Source organism: Flavobacterium gawalongense (assembly GCF_007097265.1).
GTDB lineage: Bacteria > Bacteroidota > Bacteroidia > Flavobacteriales > Flavobacteriaceae > Flavobacterium > Flavobacterium gawalongense.
Map to the genome: position 1 here is coordinate 65,868 of NZ_VJZP01000001.1, position 17,917 is coordinate 83,784.

A 17,917-nucleotide genomic window follows, 5' to 3' on the forward strand; every position below is an offset into this window, starting at 1 on the left:
ATAGATTCCAGAGCGGATGTAGAACAGTGTAATTCTTATGTTTTAAGTCCCTTGATAAACGGAAGCTATTTTGATGATCCAAATGGTGTAAACCCTTTACCAACGGGAACTATTATTAGCAAAAGCAATAGAATATATATTTATGCGGCACATCCGAATGACCCTTCTTGCTATAGTGAAAATTTTTTCGATATTGCTATAAATGGTGTTGAAGCAGATCCAATTCCTGCACAATTATCGTATTGCAACAGTTTTACTTTTCCTGCATTGCCTTCTACTAATAATTTTTATTATGACGCTCCCGGAGGTCCTTTGGGCGGTGGAAATAGAATACCATTTGGCACAACGGTAACGCCTGCAACCGTTCTGCCAACCTACTATATTTATTATGAAACTGGAGATCGATTGAATTGTAGCGACGAAAATCCGTTTAGTATTACCATTGCTCCCAGACCTGTTGCTAATCCTGTTAGCCCTTTGGAAACCTGTGATTTATTTGGCACAAACGACGGTATCTTTGAATTTGACTTAACCACTTTAGCCATCAGAAATCAAGTCTTAAACGGGCAATCACCTGACGCCAACTTTACTTTAACTTTCTTTACTTCTTTGGCTGCGGCCAATGACATAAATGCGATTCCAATTGCAAATCCTGCGACTTACCAAAACGACAATCCGTTTACCGACAGCGTTTGGATTAGGGTTTCAAACAATACGATACCGAATCCTTGTTTTGCCGTTGTCGAATTAAAATTGATTGTGAATCCGTTACCCAATATTCAATTAAACCCAGAATATATTATCTGTGAAGATTATGAAACGGGAACTTTATTGAATCCAGCTACTCTAAATACAGGGTTGACAGCATCCAATTATATATTTGAGTGGACTCTTGACGGAAATCCGTTTGGTGGAAACACGGCATCAATTACAACCAGTCAAATTGGAGATTACACCGTAAAAGTAACCAACACAAATACAAATTGCATAAATACAGTCCCTGCAAAAGTCTCTAAATATGCACCCTATCTTGAAATCACATACAGCGATGCATTTGAAAATCCATCTTTTATTTCTGTAAATGTATTGGGCGCAGGTTCTGGAAATTATGAATACCAGATTGATGATTCACTTTTCCAAGACAGCAATACCTTTAATAATGTTTCACCGGGAGAACATATTATTTCGGTTAGAGACAAAAACGGACACTGTAATCCTGCTCCAATTAACGCAGTGCTCATAAATTATCCTAAATATTTCACACCAAATGGTGATGGATTCCACGATACTTGGAACATCAAACATTTGATATTTACAAATCCAAATGCGCCAATATTCATTTTTGACCGATACGGAAAACTAATCAAACAAATAACACCTTCAACTGATGGCTGGAACGGAATGTTTAACGGACAACAATTGCCGTCTACCGATTATTGGTTTACGGTTGATTATTCTGAAAAAGGAATCTCAAAAATATTTAAATCCCACTTTTCTTTGAAGAGATAATAAAATAATTTTAGATTTTAGAAGAGTAAAACTACTTAAAATCTACAATTTTTTATTTATCAAAACAAATCTGAAATCTGAAATCTAAATTTTTAATTTACCATTTTATAATAGCACTTCCCCAAGTGAATCCACTGCCAAAAGCAGCCAAAATTACTGTATCTCCTGATTTTATTTTCCCCTGTTCCCATGCTTCGGTCAAAGCAATCGGAATAGAAGCGGCAGTTGTATTACCGTATTTTTGAATATTATTGTACACTTGGTCATCCGTCAAACCGAATTTCTTTTGAATAAATTGAGAAATTCTCAAATTCGCCTGATGCGGGATCAACATATCGATATCCGAAACCTGCAAATTATTGGTTTGCAAAGCTTCATTTATTACTTCTGAAAAACGAACCACCGCATTTTTAAACACGAATTGTCCATTCATATAAGGAAAATAACTCTCGTCATCCGGATCATTATCAGCCAAGATATCAGTAACCCAACGCCCTCCCATTCCCGGTGCTTTCACGATTAATTCGGCTGCATGTTGCCCTTCGGAATGTAAGTGTGTAGACAAAATTCCTTTGGTCAAATCTTCTTCTCTGCTCAAAACTACTGCTCCTGCTCCATCACCAAAAATCACTGAAACACCCCTACCTCGTGTCGTCATATCCAATCCTGTCGATTGTACCTCAGAACCAATCACCAAAACATTTTTATACATTCCCGTTTTGATGTATTGATCGGCAACTGACAAAGCATAAATAAATCCCGAACATTGATTTCTGACATCCAATGCGCCTACTGTTCTTAAACCTAAATCACGTTGTACCAAAACTCCCGGACCTGGAAAATAGTAATCGGGACTTAAGGTGGCAAAAACTATAAAATCAATAGCTGATTTAGCAACACCGGAACGCTCGATCGCAATTTCAGCCGCTTTTACTCCCATCGTAGTTGTAGTATCTTCACCTCGAATAATATGTCTTCTTTCCTGAATACCCGTACGCTCCTGAATCCACTCATCATTCGTGTCTATAATTTTCGCCAAATCGTCATTGGTAACACTATTGGAAGGGACATAAAATCCTAATCCTGCTATTTTTGAATGATACATAGTTTTGTTATTTTGTTAAAATCAAGAACACATATTTAACGATACGCTAAATATTAGGCCCCAAATTACTGCTTTTTTAGTAATATGCAATATATTTTCAAGAGCTATTTACTTCGTCAGTTCGCTTCGCTCGTGTCCTGCTATATGCTATATCTTTTATTCTCGTAAAAAAACGATAATAAAAGGATGCCGCTTCCATCCTACCGTCTGGACACATCTCAAAATAGAACACAGATAACACGGATCGAACAAATTAACACAGATTTAAATTTGTTCTTTTCTATTCTAATTAAAAAAGTCGTGTCCCGAAATGTCATAATCATGTTGGCTTTTTCATGTTATAATCAAAAAAACCTGTGACAATCCGTCTAATCTGTCAAATCTGTGTTCTATTCTAATGTATAAAAATTTGTGTCCACACGGTAGGCTTCCATCAGGGCTAAGGCATCCTATTAAAAAGACATATTTATTTTTCGAATCTGTCTATCAGCTAACATCAATGTCACTTCCTGATTCAATTCTAATTCCGAATCGTGTTCAAAGAAAATCGCCCTTTTTTCAAAAGCAGCTTTAATCAAATAATGGCTTCCTTTAAAATAGCATTGTTTCACAACTACTTGTATCATTCCGTTGTCAACTACTTTCAATTGGTGTGGATACAATAAAAGGGTTTCCTCATCATCTCCTTCAAGTTCAATTAATTGAGATAATTTTAATTCATTTACTTCCCCAAAAAGAGAGGCAATGTATTTATTCACAGGGTTTTCATACAACTCTTTTGAGTTCCCTTTTGCAACCACTTTTCCATTCTGAATCACAATCGTTTCATCAGAAAAAGACAAAGCATCGGCGCTGTCATGTGTAGCAATAATACAGGTAACCCCTTTTTGTTTTAAGTAACGGAATAAATTTCTACGCAGGGAATTTTTCCTAAACGAATCAATTTGGCTAAACGGTTCGTCCAGCAAAATGATTTCTGGTTCTAATGCCAAAACTCTGGCCAAAGCCACCCTTTGTTGCTGACCACCACTTAAATATTTGGCTTTTACTTTTGCAAATTCCGTCATTTCGACCATTTCCAAAAGCTCCTGAACTCGAGCCTTTTTTTTATCCTTATAAATATTAGACAAAAACTTCCCTACATTTTCTTCGACAGTTATGTAAGGCATCAAATCAAAATCCTGAGCTAGATATTTAATATAATCTTCCCCAGGAATAAGGTTGTGTTTCGGTCCTAAAATGGGTTTCTCATTATGCGTTATTTCTCCCTCATCCAAATCATATAAGCCGTATATCAGTTTAAGTAAGGTACTTTTACCACAACCACTTTCACCAATAATAGCGGTATTTTGGCCTCTGGCAATAGTAAAACTAACATCTTCAATGACCGGTTTATCAATGTAAGTGAAGAATATATTTTTTATCTCGAGCATCATCTGTATTTAAGAGTGCAAATTTACAATGTTTAATTCAAATTCGGATACAAAAAAAGGCTGTTTCGTGAAGAAACAGCCTTTGTTTATAGTATTGTGATGCTTAGTTTTTTACTTCAGCTTCCGCATCTTTAATCATTTTTTCATTTGCAGTAATAGCAAATTCAACACGACGATTTTGGCTTCTGCCATCAACTGTTTCATTTGAAGCAATTGGATCAGCAATTCCTAAACCCGTTACTTGAAATCTACTGGAAGATACCCCTTTGCTAGTTAAATAATTTCTAACGGATACCGCTCTTTCTCCTGAAAGTTTCAAATTATATTCTGGCGTACCAGTACTATCTGTATATCCGTAAATAGTAATATTCGTATCAGGATATTCTTTAAAAACAGGAACCAATTTGTCTAAATTAGCTTTAGCCGTTGAAGTCAAAGAAGATTTATTAGTATTAAAACGCACTGCATTTTCATTCAAAACTAATTTAATTCCTTCTCCTACACGAACCACTTCAGCTCCTGGAAGTGCAGCATCAATTTCTCTTGCTTGCTTATCCATTTTGTTACCAATAACTCCACCGGCAACTCCACCAACAACTCCGCCTAAAACAGCACCTAATGCGCCTTTTCCACCTTTTCCAAGGTTATTCCCCAGAATTCCGCCTATTACGGCACCACCAGCAGCTCCAATTGCGGCTCCTCTTTGTGTTTTATTGGTATTTTTTAATGCTTCACAACTTGTAAACATGGAACCTATAATCATTAGTGTTGCTATTGCAACTATTGAAATCTTTTTCATATCTATATCTATTTTTTATTTGTTAACTTTATTAAATTGGTAAACAACATCGGTCATTTTTCCACCTACATCAATTTTATCAATCAATTGAAAAGAAGCCTCTGTTTGGTTTGCAACCATAAGGATGTAACCTTCTCTAACTTTTCTGGCTTTTTCTCCAGCATAAAGAACTTTTAGGATAAACTGACCATCTTTATTCACAAACCAAGTAATTGGTGAGTTAAATGCTGTACAACTTGCTCTTGTCAAAGCCATATTTCCTTTGTTATTGTTTGAAACAAATTTCCATGTACTTCCAACAAAACATTCTGAATCAGCAATTTGAAAAGAATTCACTTTAATATATTGTGAACCGGGATAAGTCACGGAACTTATTTCCCAGTTTCCTTTCATTGCAACTTGGGCTTTTCTATCTGTATTTGTACTTGTTACTGATGTTGACTTACAGGCAAACATCGAAACAGCTAATATGCATAATAAAATAACTTTTTTCATTTTTTAAAATTTAATGAATTAATACTTACACAAAGATACAAAGCAAACAAAACAAATTTGTTTCAGAATTAAATTATTTTATATCATAATTAACACTTCCGACAATTTGTCACTTTAACCTAAATTGGTATCTTATTTGAGTAAATAGTTCCAAATTCAAACTTAAAAATTCAAAATATGACAACTGGAAAAATTAATGTTTCGGTAGAAAACATCTTTCCCCTAATCAAGAAATTCTTGTACAGTGATCACGAAATTTTCTTGCGTGAATTGATTTCAAATGGGACTGATGCTACGCTAAAATTAAAACATTTAACAAGCATTGGCGAAGCCAAAGTAGAATATGGCAACCCAATTATCGAAGTAAAAATCGACAAGGAAGGTAAAAAACTGCACATTATCGATCAAGGTTTGGGGATGACTGCTGATGAAGTAGAAAAATACATCAACCAAGTAGCCTTTTCCGGTGCCGAAGAATTTCTGGACAAATACAAAGATTCTGCTAAAGATTCTGGTATTATCGGCCATTTTGGTCTTGGTTTCTATTCTGCTTTTATGGTTGCCGAAAAAGTGGAAATTATCACTAAATCTTTCAAAGACGAACCTGCAGCGCACTGGACATGCGACGGAAGTCCTGAGTTCACATTAGAGCCTGCTGATAAAACTACTCGTGGAACAGAAATCATCTTGCATATTGCTGAAGATTCTTTAGAATTTCTGGAAGAATCTAAAATCAACCAGTTATTGAATAAATACAATAAGTTCATGCCTATTCCAATTAAATTTGGAACAAAAACGGAGAAAATTGAACAAAAAAAGGGTGAAGAAGTTGCACCAGAAGACAAAGACAAAACTTTTACAGAAGTAGAAACAGACAACATCATCAATAACCCAAATCCAGCCTGGACAAAACTGCCAACTGAATTATCTGATGCCGATTATAAAAATTTCTACCATGAATTGTATCCAATGCAATTTGAAGAACCGTTATTCCACATTCATTTAAATGTTGATTACCCGTTTAATCTAACCGGTATTTTATATTTCCCAAAATTAGGTTCTGATTTACAAATTCAGAAAGATAAAATTCAATTGTACCAAAACCAAGTTTACGTAACGGATAATGTTGAAGGAATCGTTCCTGAATTTTTGACCATGCTTAAAGGTGTAATTGATTCACCGGATATTCCATTGAACGTATCTCGTTCTGGATTACAGGCTGACGCTGCCGTTAAGAAAATATCGAATTATATCACCCGTAAAGTTGCCGACAAACTAAAATCGTTATTCAACGAAAACCGTGAAGATTTCGAGAAAAAATGGAACGACATTAAAATCGTTTTAGAATACGGAATGCTTTCTGAAGATAAATTCTATGAAAAAGCAGGTGCTTTCGTTTTGTATCCTACAGTAGATGACACCTTTTATACACTGGAAGAATTAAAAGAAAAACTGGCCGCTAATCAAACTGATAAAGACGGAAAACTGGTTGTTTTGTATGCCGGAAATAAAGAAGCACAACACTCGTATATCGAAATTGCAAAAGAAAAAGGATATGAGGTTTTATTGCTTGATTCCCCAATTATCTCGCATTTAATTCAAAAAATTGAAGGCGATAACAGCGGTCTGACTTTCGTACGTGTCGATTCAGACCATATTGATAATTTAATCAAGAAAGAGGAAACCACCATTTCTAAATTATCTGAGGAAGAACAAACTAACTTGAAAACAGTTTTAGAAACTATAGTTCCAAAACAAAACTATTCCGTACAACTGGAAGCAATGGACAGTCAAGCGGCTCCATTCATTATTACGCAACCGGAATTCATGCGTAGAATGAAAGAAATGAGTCAGTCTGGCGGTGGCGGAATGTTCGGAATGGGAAATATGCCTGAAATGTACAATTTGGTTGTGAACACCAATTCCGATTTGGCTACAACCATTCTTACTACCGAAGACAAATCAGCTCAGGAAAGTTTGGTAAAACAAGCACTAGACTTAGCTAAATTATCACAAAACTTATTAAAAGGAGAAGCATTAACGGCTTTCGTGAAAAGAAGTTTTGACATGATAAAATAAGCAGAGAACCCATTTTATGAAGTAAAATGGTGTGAATCGCTTATTCCGAACTTGTTTCGGAATATCCAAAATACTAAGAGGCTGTCCACATCGGGCAGCCTTTTTTTGTTTAGGAGCAAAATGATTGGTTTTCATAAGAACGCTCTGTCCTGCTGTCCATTGCAATCCACGCTGATTGCTTCGTTCCTCGCAATGACAGCGCGGGATTTCCATTGCCATCAGGGCTATTTAGAGTGTTTTTGTTTTCAAAATAATGTTTATCAAAACCTTTCAAACCAGTTCACTTATTAAATAATCCTTTTAACTATTTGTAAAGAATTATTTATATATTTGAATTATAACAAAGTATGATAAACGAGTTACAGGAAACCTTTGAGCTACACGGAACGTTGAAAAAACAGAATATGAAGAACATATTTTTACTTTTATTACCAATAATTTCTATCGGACAAGTAAAATTGCCGACAATTCCACAACCAACACAGTTTACGAATTACAACAACCAAAACTGGTCTAATCCAAACAATAATATTCTAAAAGCACTAAACCCAATGGATATAATTTATGGAAAAGATGAACAACAAAGAATTCAACAACAAAACCAACAAATAATACAAGAAACTCAACAAAGAGAAAAGCAAAAAGAAACTCAAATGCGTGAAATTTACACAGACATTAACCAATCAAAATCAGACATCAATTATAATCTTCCGAGTTTCTCAAACGTAAAAGGAACAGAACAATACAGAAACGTTTACGAAAAAATGCTAACGCTAAACATTGAAAACTATTCCGTAAAAGATTTAAATTTTGAAATTGAAAACGCTTATCTTGAAAACAAAGAAGACAAAGCGGAATTCGACCAAATCATAAAAAATTCAGGCGATTATATTCTTGCCAAAATGAAAGAACTGAAATACGATACCCAAAGTAATGTTGCCAAAAACTATATGCTTTTTCAATTCTTTTCCGAAAACTTAACTCTAAAATCAAACGGACTAAAACACACACCTTTCAAATATGATTTTGTAGATTATATGGGAAACAAAGATTGGACGAAAATGTTTGTGTCTAAATTATTGAAAACCAAAACAGGCCAATGTCATTCAATGCCGTTACTCTATTTAATTCTTGCCGAACAAATTCAGGCAGAAGCCTATTTGTCCTTTTCTCCAAATCATTCTTTCATAAAATTTAGAGATAAAAACAACAAATGGTATAATATCGAACTCACAAATGGAATGTTTACCGCTCCATCATTTTTAATAAATTCGGGTTACATCAAAGCCGAAGCCTTACAAAATCACATTTACTTACAAAATCTATCAAAACAAGAATTATTTTCAGCATTTTATGTAGATTTGGCTAACGGCTATATTCATAAATTTGGTTATGATGATTTTGTAGAAAAAGTAACCGACAAAGCATTAGAATTATATCCAAATAATGTAAACGCTCAAATGATAAAAGCCAATTATTCCGCAATTCGTTTTGAATTTGTGGCAAAACAATTGGGAATTAACCCAAGAGATAATAAACAATTACAACATATAAAAGGCTACCCAGATACAGTTGCATTACTGCAAGAAACCAATACACAAGGCAAAAAAGTAGAACAATTAGGCTATACAGAAATGCCAGCCGAAGCCTACGAAAGTTGGTTAAATTCTCTAAAAGAAGCCAAACGCAAACAAGAAAACGAAACATTAAACGCCCAATTTAAAGGAACAATTATCAAGACACTTAAAAATTAAAGATGAAGAAAACAACTTTTATAATTTTACTAATACTATTTTCAACTTTTTGTGCTACCGCACAAAATCAAGAAAAACTATTTGAGCAAAGCTACGCTTTGCTCAATAGTATGCTTGTTAATGAAAATAGCTATAGTTTCAAAAAGGCGGTTTTCTCAGTCGAGAATACTTATTTAGACAATAAATTAGACACTATTGACTTCAATCGTCAGATCAAATTTTTAACTCATTTAAGTAACTCATTAATCAAAGATCGATTTTTAGCTTATCTCGAAAAAGACAAACCAACGGTTAACAAATGGGCTTCGGTATATCAAATAATGTGCGACACCATCCCGCTCAACATTAATGATACCATTTATAAATATTCGCCTTTCGGCTATGATTTTAATGATATTTTCGGACACGAAACAAGAGAAAATTTATTTGTTTCAAAATTGCTTTACACCCGAAAAGGTAATTGCCATTCATTACCTTATTTATACAAAATTCTTTGCGAAGAATTAGGAGTACAAGCCAATTTGGCACTCGCTCCCAATCACGTTTATATCAAACACAACAGCAAAAAAGACGGTTGGTATAATACGGAACTTACAAGCGGAATTTTCCCGATTGATGCTTGGGTAATGGCTTCGGGCTATGTGCATTTAGATGCCATTTCAAACGGCGTTTATATGAAAGCCTTGAATAATCGGGAAAGTATTGCACTTGTTTTACTCGATTTGGCAGACAATTACGATGCAAAATTCCCCAATAATGACGGCACTTTTATTCTCAAATGTTGCAAAACCGCTATCAAGGAATATCCCAATTTTGCATCCGCTTTAATCTTAAAAGCCGAAACTCGTTACAAACAAATTGAGCAAATACAAGACAAAACCAAGTGCGATTTAGAGTTTAGGGAATTAGAAAAACAATATGCACATATTCACGAAATCGGTTACCGCAATATGCCCGAAAATATGTATCTCGAATGGCTAATCTCTTTAAAAACAGAAAGAAATAAATACGAAAACAAAGCATTAAAAACAATGAGCAAACATTAGTATTATGAGTAAAAAACTGTATTACCTATTCCTTTTTATCTTTTCTTTTTCTGTGCTTTCAGCACAAGAAAAACTATCAAAAGAAGAAAAAGCAAGACGAGAAAAAAACATCCAAGCAGGAAATCCTTTTACGCAATTTGGCTACAAAGCCAAAATTGCGACATTAAGCCAGGGTAAATATTTAGAATTTCACGATCTTGATAGTATTGTAACAATCGGTACAATTCGTTGGCACGTTTACAAGAACGAAATCGTTGGGCGAATTGTACAAGACAGTTTAAATCCCGATGCCCAACCAATCGGAGATAGAGTTGGGCGTTGGATTTCTCCAGACCCTTTGAGTGAGGAATTCCCGAGTTGGTCGCCTTATACTTTTGTTAATAATAATCCATTGAGATTTAATGATCCTACAGGTATGGCAGCGGAAGATGTAATGCCTCCTGATGATTATTTAATTAAACAAAATGGCATTATTGAAGTAACTAAAACAAATGATAAATTTGATAGATTTTCCATTGAAAATAAACAAGGAAAAATAGAGTCAATTACTCAAATTAATAAAAATGAAAATGGGCTTCTTCAACTTCCCTCTTCAATTAATTTTAATTCAAGTGATTCTAATTCATCATTTTCATTAAGTGTAAAAGAAGGAAATGAATATAGATCATATATTAGAGGAGACGCTGCGGCTGCTTTGTTTGGGGCAGCTTCACAAGCAAATTTCAAAGATATAGGAGTTGTTGGTTTTAGTCTATCCGATGGTAAATCTCCTGCACCAAGTACCTCACATAAACTTGGAAAAAATGGAGATTTAAGATATTTAAATACAAATAAAAAAAGTGCTTCCACTAATATTAGGAGTTCCAATTTCGATGTTACTAGACAATCCACTTTCAATGAGGGATTATATAAATATGGCTGGAAAGATATGATTTCAGAACGATTTGGAAACGGCAATTTATTACCTCATACAAGTTCTTCAATTGAACGTAATATTCATTCAGACCACACTACACACCTTCACTTACAAGGGTTTAATCCGAAAATAATTAAAAAATAATTAAAATGAAAAAATATATTATCTATTTATTTATTCTAATTTTGACGCAAAGTCTGAAAGCTCAAAATGGAGAGATAATTTCAAAAGGAGTGTTGTATTGCAAAGAAAAAACAATATTTATTTTACCAGATTCTATTTCTATTTTCAATAAAAATGGTTCTTTAAATGCTAAATTATTAAAACAAAATGAAGTTATTAATATTCATTATTTTGAAAATAAAATCGATTTAAAAAACAATAAAACTTTAAAAAAAATATATCCTTATTACTATAATGATAATTCAAAATATAATTCCCCAATCCCAAATATAATTATTCGTGCATATTATCCTGATTATGGAGTTTTTGTTATTGATGCAAATAAATCTAACGATAATAAATATGAGGTTTATATAAACGGCGAATGGAAAATAATAAAAGATAATAATCTGCTATATAAAAAGTGGGGAGAGTTTATAAAGGATGTATTAATTAAATTACCAGACAATATTAGTTTACATTCCCAAAAAAATACTAAATCAAAAAAAATAAAAACCCAAAAAGATTTAAGCTATAGAGTTCTTGAAGTGGAAGGAGATTGGATAAAAATTGAATGCAATAAAAATTGCGAATATTGTAGTTATAAACATAAAAAAGGTTGGGTAAAATGGAAAAATGGTAATCAACTAATAGTTTATTTATATTACGTTTGTTAATCTAGCTTTAGATCTAAGCAGTTATTAAAACAAAATTTTGAATAAACTGCAAAAGTGAATTGAAAAGAAACAGACTACCGATACAGAAAAGCTTCCTGTAATAGGCTTCCTGTAATAGGCGTTTTGATATAGTGGGATTTTAGTGGAATTGCCGTTTCACATCACGTTTTCGTTAAACAGAAAATACTCTGTTCCGAAATCCCTCAGCTAGCGAGATCGCAATATCTAAAGGTTAAGGAATAATCTCCATGATTTTGTCAATTCCGACGAAGGAGGAATCTCAACAAACGTGAGCAACAAACAGAGATTCCTCCTTCGTCGGAATGACAAATAAACTTAACTTAACTTAACAAAATAAATAAATACAAATAAAATGATGTACGTATTAATTGGAATGAGTTTACTTTTTGTAACAATAGGATTTATTGTAACAGAAAATAATGCAAAATACTTATTGTCGGGGTACAATACGATGAGTGAAGAAGAGCGAAAGAAAGTAGATATTAAAGCTTATATTCCTTATTTTCGAAAGTTTCATATCTTTTTAGGTGTTTCGTTTTTCCTGTTTGGAACACTATTGACTTATTTAATCCATGAAAACGCAGGTGGAATTTTCTTAGGTGTCTATCCAATTCTAGCCTACATTTATTTCATTTGGACCAGTTCTACATATTTTACGGGAGTGCCTACAAAAGGGAATAAAATTGGAGTTTTCATTCTGGTGGGAACTTTGATTTTTGTAATTGGACTCATCGGACTTGGGTTTAAGGAAGACAAAATCATCTTTAACTCCCATTCAATTGAATTTAAAGGAAGCTATGGAGAAGTTGTAACCCAAACCGAAATCCAAAGTATCGAACTGGTAGATGACAAACCAAAAACCACTATGAAAACGAATGGATTTGCTCTCGGAACCATCCAAAAAGGGTATTTCAAAACGGATAAAGACGAAATAGTTAAGCTGATTTTGAATTCTGACAATAAGCCCTACCTGCTTTTAACAAAATCTAATGGTACCAAAATTTATTTCTCAGCAAAAGAAGAATCGAACGAAAAATTGCTAAATGAAATAAAAAAAACATTGCCTGACATTCTATATAAGAAATAGCTCGACAGCAATAAATACAATTACTGCTGTAAAATAAGTAAAGCCGTTCTTTCTAAACAAGAAAAAACGGATTTTTGCAAACTTCAATATATTAAAAAAGGCCAAATCGTACGCTGGGGGCACGCACGCCTATTTGTGTATTTACCGAAGTATTGCTTGGTCTTCTTTGATAATTTCTTTGATCATATTCATAATAATAAAATCCTGCGTGTCCATAAAAAGAATCACTGTGGTGACAATGTGCATCACAATGAGAATGATGCATGGTATAAACATCTTGCTTACTGGCAATATAAGCCTGATACGCTTTTCTATTGTTTTTCCTTAACTCCTTTTCGTACTCTTTTTGCTCTTTCCAAAAGGCTTTTTCTTCGGCTTTCGTTTTAGCCTTAAATGTTAACTCATAATTGGCATCTTCACTACCTCTTTGTTGATAATAAGTAATTTTATCTGGATTGGTATTTATGCTTGTTTCACTTTCTGCACTGGCTTCTTGTGCATTTACTGTTGCTATTGTTCCCAAAAAAAGCAGGATAATTAGAGTTTTAATTGTTTTCATGATTATAAATTTTAGTTACAGGTACTATCGGTTGTATTTCTAACTTCAATAATAAGACAACTGTAAAGCATTTTACCCTACCTAAAAGTTGCATTATTTTAAAAACGTATTAAAAAAGAATCGAATTGCGTACTTTAGATAATTCATTAAAAAACACAACCCAATTATGACCTTACATATTGAAACTCCAGCCCTGCTTTTCTCAGCAACTTCATTAATTTTATTGGCATATACCAATCGGTTTCTAACAATAGCCACAATCATAAGAGGACTGAAAGAAGTATACAAGGAGAAAGAAAACAGTATGATTTTATTGGAAATCAAAAACCTAAACTTGCGATTAACACTCATTCGCTACATGCAAATGGCTGGCGTCTTGAGTTTATTCCTGTCGGTATTTACCATGTTGTTATTGTTTTTAGAACAGCAATTATTTGGCGTTTATCTTTTTGGGTTGAGTTTATTTAGTTTGCTTATTTCATTGGGTTTATCGTTTTGGGAAATTAACATTTCAGTCGATGCACTCCGGTTACATTTGAGCGATTTGATGGATAAAAAAGAAGGTGTTTAAGTAGACCTATTTGGATTACAGATACGAAAACCTGATAGTATTTGGGATTAAAGCCGAACAAATAATTCAACCAGTCAGAAACATTTTTTTACGCATTAAACCCTTTCTCAATTTCAAAGTCCAACTGTCATAGCACTTTAGATTATGAACAACCACACCCTTTGGTCATTGCGACTCGGATATTCAGCTAAACAAGCGGAAACCATCAAAAGAACAGGTTTGAAAAATTTCCTGGAACAGTCTTTTGCCACAAAATTTGATTCAACAGTTCCTGATTTTCTGGAAAACAGTCCAAAATCATTTAATGAATTAAAAGGACTTCGAAAAAAATTAAAATCCTCAAGTCCTGAAGAAGCAAAAGAAATGCTCAAAAAAGAAGTGCTAACTTCCTTTGAAATGAAAGCCTGGTGGATTGATAAAATGACCGAAGACGAATTTCCGCTTCGCGAAAAAATGACTTGTTTCTGGCACAACCATTTTGTTTCTACTTACCAAAAAGTAAAAGTGAATTATTGGCTTTTTCAGCACAATCAAATTCTAAGGGAGAATGCTTTTGATAATTTCAAAACCCTGACCAAAGAAATTATTAAAAGTAATGCTATGGTGCGTTACCTCGATAATGTTGATAACAGGAAAGACAAACTCAATGAAAATTTAAGTCGGGAATTACTCGAACTTTTTACCCTTGGAATAGGAAACTACACAGAAGAGGATATTAAAAACGGGGCCAAAGGTCTTGCAGGACTTGGCATTGGGGAAGAAAATGCAGTTTACAGAAAATTTTTCGAAGATAATGAAAGCTTCAATTATCTTGGAAAAAAAGGCAATTTAAAACTAGATGAAATAGTCGATGCCATTTTCGAACAACCGAAAATCCCTTATTTAATCACTCGAAAGATCTTAAAATGGTTTATTTATGATAATCCAAAAGAGGAATTAGTACACTATTATGGTGATTATTTCAAGAAAATGGATTTCGAAATCAAACCACTTCTGACTAAAATTTTCACCGAAGAATTCACCAAAAACAATGCAGGTTCCAAAATTAAAAACCCGTTGGAATACATTTTACAATTAACAGCTGAACTCCATATTCAAAATCCCAATGGAAAATTAATAGCGCATTTTATCAAGGACCAAGGCATGGATTTATTCAACCAGCCCAATGTGAAAGGATGGGACGGCGGAAATTCTTGGCTCACTTCGCAAGTTTTTCTGCAACGAAACAATGTTGCCGATTTACTTTGTAATGGTAGAAATTTAAACCGAGGGAAAAAAGAAAATGAGAATACAATGATGAAACAAAATCCAAACCGACCGCTGAACGTAAGATTGCAATGGGACAAAGAAGGAAATAATAAACAAATCATTGCTGAGCTCAAAGACCGATTACTATTTCAAACCGATGAAACCGACCAGCAGGATTTTGAGAAATTATTAAAATACGATTTCGACAGTAAAACCGAAGGTTCGGAAAATGCCGTGACGCGATTATTTAATTTTATGGTGAAGACACCGGAATTCCAATTAATTTAAGATTTAAAAATCAAGAAAATGAACAGAAGAAATTTTTTAACACTCACAGGAACTTTTACAGGAGGATCACTCCTATTGCCTGATTTTTTATATTCTTTTGGCTCACAAAACAATTTGGTTTTGGGCGAACAATGCGTGGTTTTCGTTCAGTTAAATGGCGGAAATGATGGGCTAAACACCTTTATTCCGTTTGAAGATGCACTCTATTATGACTTGCGTCCAAAAATTGCCATTTCAAAAAATGAGATACTAACTTCCGCAAAAGGGATGGCGTTTCATCCCGCTTTGAAAGGTTTTGCCAGTATGCAACAAAGTGGCGATTTGTCGGTAATACAAAATGTGGGGTATCCAAATCCGGTTCGTTCTCATTTTCGAAGTCAGGAAATTTGGCAAACCGCACCAACCAATCAGGAATATTTAAACGATGGTTGGCTGGGTCGATATCTTGATTTACAATGCAAAGAACACCAACCGACGGCCGGAATAAACATTGACAGCATTGACAATTTAGCGTTGAAAGGCGAAGAACCCAACTCGATTACGGTAAAAGATCCCAACCGATTTATCACAAAAAACAAACAGGAAAACGACAGTCAATTATCCGCTAATCCACAGTTGGATTTTGTTCGAAAAATTGCCAATTCCGTCATTGAAGGTTCCGATGATATCCAGAAAGCGCTGTCAAAATCAGCAGCTTCAGATGTGGTTTATCCAAAAACCGGCTTGGCCAAAAACCTCGAATGGATTTCGAAATTGATAAAAGGAAACCTGAATTCAAAGGTATATTATACTTCGCTTGGCGGTTTCGACACACACGACAATCAGCTTTCCATACACAAAAATAAATTGACGGATCTGAATGATGCTGTTTTTGGTTTTTATCAAGATTTGAAAAAATCACAACAATTACAAAACGTAACAATAGTGGTCTTCTCTGAATTTGGTCGCCGCGTAAAAGACAATGGAAGAGGAACAGACCATGGTACAGCCGCACCAATGTTTATTATTGGAGGCAATAACCGAGGGGAAATCATAGGAAAAAATCCCAATCTTTCGGATTTAGACAATGGCGATTTAAAACATGAGATTGATTTCAGGAGCGTTTATGCCTCCCTTTTGAAAAACAAATTGGAATTTGATTCCTCTCAAATTGGAATACGAAACAAAGCGCTGGAAGGACTGTTTTAAGAAAGACATATCACCACAAAACCCTATCTTTACCCGCTTTTAAAATGGAATAAATGATAAAGAATAGTGTATTAAAAGGAGTTTTCTTAGTTGGTCTGGGCGCAACGAGTTATGGAATGCTGGCTACGTTTGTAAAAATGGCTTATGGCGAAGGTTTTACCACTCCCGAAGTCACAATTGCCCAGTTTGTATATGGAATTCTGGGAATGTTGATTATCAATAGCTATCAAAAAGCTAAAAAAGGGAATGATGTCGTAAAAGCCTCCAAGAAAAACGTTTTTCAATTGATGCTTGCCGGAACATCTTTAGGAATGACCAGTGTTTTTTATTATTTAGCCATAAAATACATTCCTGTTTCTATCGCAATCGTTTTATTAATGCAAACAGTTTGGATGGGTGTTTTATTCGAAATGATTTTAGAAAAGAAAATCCCTTCCACACAAAAAATCATATCCGTAATCATCGTATTAATTGGAACGGCTCTTGCAACAAATCTCATTCAGAGCAAAGTAGAACTGGACTGGCGAGGGATTGTTTTAGGACTTTTAGCTGCAGCATCTTTTACCACAACTATGTTTACCGCTAATCGTGTGGCAACTCATATTTCATCGGCGCAACGCAGTTTATATATGCTGCTTGGCGGAGCCATAATCGTAGCTGGTTTTGCAATCGCAACACAAACAACCTCTTTCAATTTTGATATTTTCATCAAATGGGGAATTGTATTGGCGCTTTTTGGAACAGTGATCCCGCCATTATTGTTTAATGCCGGTTTCCCGCTTACCGGAATTGGGTTAGGAAGCATTGTTTCGGCATTGGAACTTCCGGTTTCGGTATTAATGGCTTATTTTCTTTTAAACGAAAAAGTAAATACGATACAATGGTTTGGAATTGTTTTAATAATTCTGGCCATTGTCATCATGAATGTGGATTTTAAGAAATCCTTGAACTTCACAAAGTAGTCCGGAATTAATTTTTAG

The 17,917-nt window shown here is 34.3% G+C and carries 16 protein-coding genes; 11 read left to right on the forward strand and 5 right to left on the reverse strand.

Annotated features, from left to right (window positions below):
• Window positions 1-51: 51 nt before the first annotated feature.
• Window positions 52-1,509, forward strand: coding sequence for a T9SS type B sorting domain-containing protein (locus FNW38_RS17380; RefSeq protein WP_185963048.1), 1,458 nt, complete (start codon window positions 52-54; stop codon window positions 1,507-1,509).
• Window positions 1,510-1,606: 97 nt separating this feature from the next.
• Here the strand turns inward: FNW38_RS17380 and FNW38_RS00290 are convergent, their stop codons facing one another.
• The 4 genes from FNW38_RS00290 to FNW38_RS00305 form a co-directional block, all read right to left on the reverse strand.
• On the reverse strand, window positions 1,607-2,614 hold the full coding sequence (locus FNW38_RS00290) for a 3-oxoacyl-ACP synthase III family protein (protein ID WP_143385836.1): 1,008 nt from the start codon (window positions 2,612-2,614) through the stop codon (window positions 1,607-1,609).
• Window positions 2,615-3,066: 452 nt separating this feature from the next.
• Entirely contained in the window at window positions 3,067-4,047 is a 981-nt protein-coding gene (locus tag FNW38_RS00295; protein ID WP_143385835.1) for an ABC transporter ATP-binding protein, read from the reverse strand.
• Window positions 4,048-4,150: 103 nt separating this feature from the next.
• On the reverse strand, window positions 4,151-4,846 hold the full coding sequence (locus FNW38_RS00300; RefSeq protein WP_143385834.1) for an OmpA family protein: 696 nt from the start codon (window positions 4,844-4,846) through the stop codon (window positions 4,151-4,153).
• Window positions 4,847-4,861: 15 nt separating this feature from the next.
• Entirely contained in the window at window positions 4,862-5,341 is a 480-nt protein-coding gene (locus tag FNW38_RS00305) for a lipocalin family protein (RefSeq protein ID WP_143385833.1), read from the reverse strand.
• Between the two features lie 177 nt (window positions 5,342-5,518).
• On the opposite strand from FNW38_RS00305, the gene htpG reads away from it, so the two are divergent.
• The 6 genes from htpG (at window position 5,519) to FNW38_RS00335 (ending at window position 13,083) form a co-directional block, all read left to right on the forward strand.
• A complete protein-coding gene (gene htpG, locus FNW38_RS00310; RefSeq protein ID WP_143385832.1) occupies window positions 5,519-7,420 on the forward strand; it encodes a molecular chaperone HtpG in 1,902 nt (633 codons plus the stop codon).
• A gap of 404 nt (window positions 7,421-7,824) precedes the next feature.
• The gene (locus FNW38_RS00315; protein ID WP_143385831.1) at window positions 7,825-9,174 is read left to right on the forward strand and encodes a hypothetical protein; all 1,350 of its coding nucleotides are present in this window, start codon (window positions 7,825-7,827) and stop codon (window positions 9,172-9,174) included.
• Between the two features lie 2 nt (window positions 9,175-9,176).
• Window positions 9,177-10,220 (forward strand): hypothetical protein, encoded by a 1,044-nt coding sequence (locus tag FNW38_RS00320; RefSeq protein ID WP_143385830.1) that lies wholly within the window; start codon window positions 9,177-9,179, stop codon window positions 10,218-10,220.
• A gap of 4 nt (window positions 10,221-10,224) precedes the next feature.
• On the forward strand, window positions 10,225-11,280 hold the full coding sequence (locus FNW38_RS00325) for an RHS repeat domain-containing protein (protein ID WP_143385829.1): 1,056 nt from the start codon (window positions 10,225-10,227) through the stop codon (window positions 11,278-11,280).
• A gap of 5 nt (window positions 11,281-11,285) precedes the next feature.
• Window positions 11,286-11,975 (forward strand): hypothetical protein, encoded by a 690-nt coding sequence (locus tag FNW38_RS00330; protein ID WP_143385828.1) that lies wholly within the window; start codon window positions 11,286-11,288, stop codon window positions 11,973-11,975.
• 373 nt (window positions 11,976-12,348) lie between these two features.
• Entirely contained in the window at window positions 12,349-13,083 is a 735-nt protein-coding gene (locus tag FNW38_RS00335; RefSeq protein ID WP_143385827.1) for a DUF3784 domain-containing protein, read from the forward strand.
• A 91-nt stretch (window positions 13,084-13,174) separates the two neighbouring features.
• Here FNW38_RS00335 and FNW38_RS00340 read toward each other — a convergent pair whose 3' ends face one another.
• Window positions 13,175-13,642: a hypothetical protein gene (locus FNW38_RS00340; protein ID WP_143385826.1), complete on the reverse strand. Its 468-nt coding sequence runs from the start codon at window positions 13,640-13,642 to the stop codon at window positions 13,175-13,177.
• A 166-nt stretch (window positions 13,643-13,808) separates the two neighbouring features.
• Between FNW38_RS00340 and FNW38_RS00345 the strand changes: the two genes are divergently transcribed.
• The 4 genes from FNW38_RS00345 (at window position 13,809) to FNW38_RS00360 (ending at window position 17,899) form a co-directional block, all read left to right on the forward strand.
• The gene (locus tag FNW38_RS00345; protein WP_143385825.1) at window positions 13,809-14,213 is read left to right on the forward strand and encodes a DUF2721 domain-containing protein; all 405 of its coding nucleotides are present in this window, start codon (window positions 13,809-13,811) and stop codon (window positions 14,211-14,213) included.
• Between the two features lie 144 nt (window positions 14,214-14,357).
• Entirely contained in the window at window positions 14,358-15,749 is a 1,392-nt protein-coding gene (locus tag FNW38_RS00350; RefSeq protein ID WP_185963049.1) for a DUF1800 domain-containing protein, read from the forward strand.
• A gap of 18 nt (window positions 15,750-15,767) precedes the next feature.
• Complete coding sequence (locus FNW38_RS00355) at window positions 15,768-16,937, forward strand: DUF1501 domain-containing protein (RefSeq protein ID WP_143385823.1); 1,170 nt, start codon at window positions 15,768-15,770, stop codon at window positions 16,935-16,937.
• A 53-nt stretch (window positions 16,938-16,990) separates the two neighbouring features.
• Complete coding sequence (locus tag FNW38_RS00360; protein ID WP_144064436.1) at window positions 16,991-17,899, forward strand: EamA family transporter; 909 nt, start codon at window positions 16,991-16,993, stop codon at window positions 17,897-17,899.
• The last annotated feature ends 18 nt before the right edge of the window (window positions 17,900-17,917 follow it).